Source organism: Paracoccus sp. PARArs4 (assembly GCF_947311865.1).
GTDB lineage: Bacteria > Pseudomonadota > Alphaproteobacteria > Rhodobacterales > Rhodobacteraceae > Paracoccus > Paracoccus zeaxanthinifaciens.
In genome coordinates this window covers 1-2500 of the sequence record NZ_CAMZMW010000035.1, presented here as the reverse complement: position 1 = coordinate 2500, position 2500 = coordinate 1, and the positions used below count along the sequence as shown (strand labels likewise).

Below are 2500 nucleotides of genomic sequence, written 5' to 3'. Positions count from 1 at the left end.
CGAGTCTTAAATGGGCGACTTAGTTAGACGGATCAGACCCGAAACCGAGTGATCTAGGCATGAGCAGGATGAAGGTACGGTAACACGTACTGGAGGTCCGAACCCACACCTGTTGAAAAAGGTCGGGATGACTTGTGCCTAGGGGTGAAAGGCCAATCAAACTCGGAGATAGCTGGTTCTCCGCGAAAGCTATTTAGGTAGCGCCTCGGACGTATCCTCTCGGGGGTAGAGCACTGCATGGATGATGGGGGCCCACAGCCTTACTGAGTCTAAGCAAACTCCGAATACCGAGAAGGACTATCCGGGAGACACACGGCGGGTGCTAACGTCCGTCGTGGAGAGGGAAACAACCCTGACCAACAGCTAAGGCCCCCAATTCGTGGCTAAGTGGGAAAGCATGTGAGACTTCCAAAACAACCAGGAGGTTGGCTTAGAAGCAGCCATCCTTTAAAGATAGCGTAACAGCTCACTGGTCTAATCAAGAGGTCTTGCGGCGAAGATGTAACGGGGCTCAAGCCACGAGCCGAAGCTTTGGGTGTGCACTTCGGTGCACGCGGTAGCGGAGCGTTCTGTGATATAGAACGCTGCCTCTTCTGATCTTACGGGATCAGCGGAGGCATTGTTCTGACTGTGAAGCCGGGCCGTAAGGCATCCGGTGGAGTGATCAGAAGTGAGAATGTTGACATGAGTAGCGACAAACAGGGTGAGAGACCCTGTCGCCGAAAGTCCAAGGGTTCCTGCTTAAAGCTAATCTGAGCAGGGTAAGCCGGCCCCTAAGGCGAGGCCGAAAGGCGTAGTCGATGGGAACCAGGTTAATATTCCTGGGCCAGGAGATGGTGACGGATCGCAGAGGTTGTCAGTCCTTATCGGATTGAACTGGCAGCTGAGCGGTCCCTGGAAATAGCCCTCCATGAGACCGTACCCGAAACCGACACAGGTGGACTGGTAGAGAATACCAAGGCGCTTGAGAGAACCACGTTTAAGGAACTCGGCAAAATACCTCCGTAAGTTCGCGAGAAGGAGGCCCGGTTTTTACGCAAGTAGAGGCCGGGGGCACAAACCAGGGGGTGGCGACTGTTTACTAAAAACACAGGGCTCTGCGAAGTCGCAAGACGACGTATAGGGTCTGACGCCTGCCCGGTGCCGGAAGGTTAAAAGGAGATGTGCAAGCATTGAATTGAAGCCCCGGTAAACGGCGGCCGTAACTATAACGGTCCTAAGGTAGCGAAATTCCTTGTCGGGTAAGTTCCGACCTGCACGAATGGCGTAACGACTTCCCCGCTGTCTCAAACGTGGACTCAGCGAAATTGAATTGTCTGTGAAGATGCAGACTTCCCGCGGTTAGACGGAAAGACCCCATGCACCTTTACTACAACTTCGCACTGGCATCAGGATTGCGATGTGCAGGATAGGCGGTAGGCGCTGAAACCGGGACGCCAGTTCCGGTGGAGCCATCCTTGAGATACCGCCCTTCGCACTCTTGATGTCTAACCGCGGCCCGTTATCCGGGTCCGGGACCCTGCGTGGTGGGTAGTTTGACTGGGGCGGTCGCCTCCCAAACAGTAACGGAGGCGCGCGAAGGTTGGCTCAGAGCGGTCGGAAATCGCTCGTTGAGTGCAATGGCAGAAGCCAGCCTGACTGCAAGACTGACAAGTCGAGCAGAGTCGAAAGACGGCCATAGTGATCCGGTGGTCCCGAGTGGAAGGGCCATCGCTCAACGGATAAAAGGTACGCTGGGGATAACAGGCTGATGATGCCCAAGAGTCCATATCGACGGCATCGTTTGGCACCTCGATGTCGGCTCATCTCATCCTGGGGCTGGAGCAGGTCCCAAGGGTACGGCTGTTCGCCGTTTAAAGAGGTACGTGAGCTGGGTTTAGAACGTCGTGAGACAGTTCGGTCCCTATCTGCCGTGGGTGTTGGATACTTGAGAGGAGTTGCCCCTAGTACGAGAGGACCGGGGTGAACGTTCCACTGGTGGACCTGTTGTCGTGCCAACGGCAGTGCAGGGTAGCTATGAACGGACAGGATAAACGCTGAAGGCATCTAAGCGTGAAGCCCCCCTCAAAACAAGGTATCCCTTGAGAGCCGTGGAAGACCACCACGTCGATAGGCCGGAGATGTAAGTGCAGCAATGCATTCAGTTGACCGGTACTAATGGCTCGATTGGCTTGATTTGATCCGGAAGAAGCAAGACTTCTTCCAAAAGCATCCTTGGACAACAAACGCTGGTCGTCTCTTTCCCGGTCTGGTGGCCCTAGCACGAGCAAAACACCCGATCCCATCCCGAACTCGGCCGTTAAGTGCCGTCGCGCCAATGGTACTGCGTCAAAAGACGTGGGAGAGTAGGTCACCGCCAGACCTGGAAAGAGACGACAATCTCTCTGAACGATGAAAACAACCGATCAGGACAAACTTGGCGCGGGGTAGAGCAGCCCGGTAGCTCGTCAGGCTCATAACCTGAAGGTCGCAGGTTCAAATCCTGCCCCCGCAACCAAAA

1 tRNA gene and 2 rRNA genes (1 of these 3 cut by a window edge) are annotated in these 2500 nt (G+C 55.0%); all 3 read left to right on the top strand.

Annotation, left to right across the window (positions count from 1 at the left end):
* Positions 1–2179: ribosomal RNA gene (locus tag QMZ16_RS16125) — 23S ribosomal RNA — on the top strand (it extends 656 nt beyond the left edge of the window).
* A 68-nt stretch (positions 2180–2247) separates the two neighbouring features.
* Positions 2248–2362 (top strand): 5S ribosomal RNA (gene rrf, locus QMZ16_RS16120).
* A gap of 58 nt (positions 2363–2420) precedes the next feature.
* A tRNA-Met gene (locus QMZ16_RS16115) sits at positions 2421–2497 on the top strand.
* Positions 2498–2500: the final 3 nt, after the last annotated feature.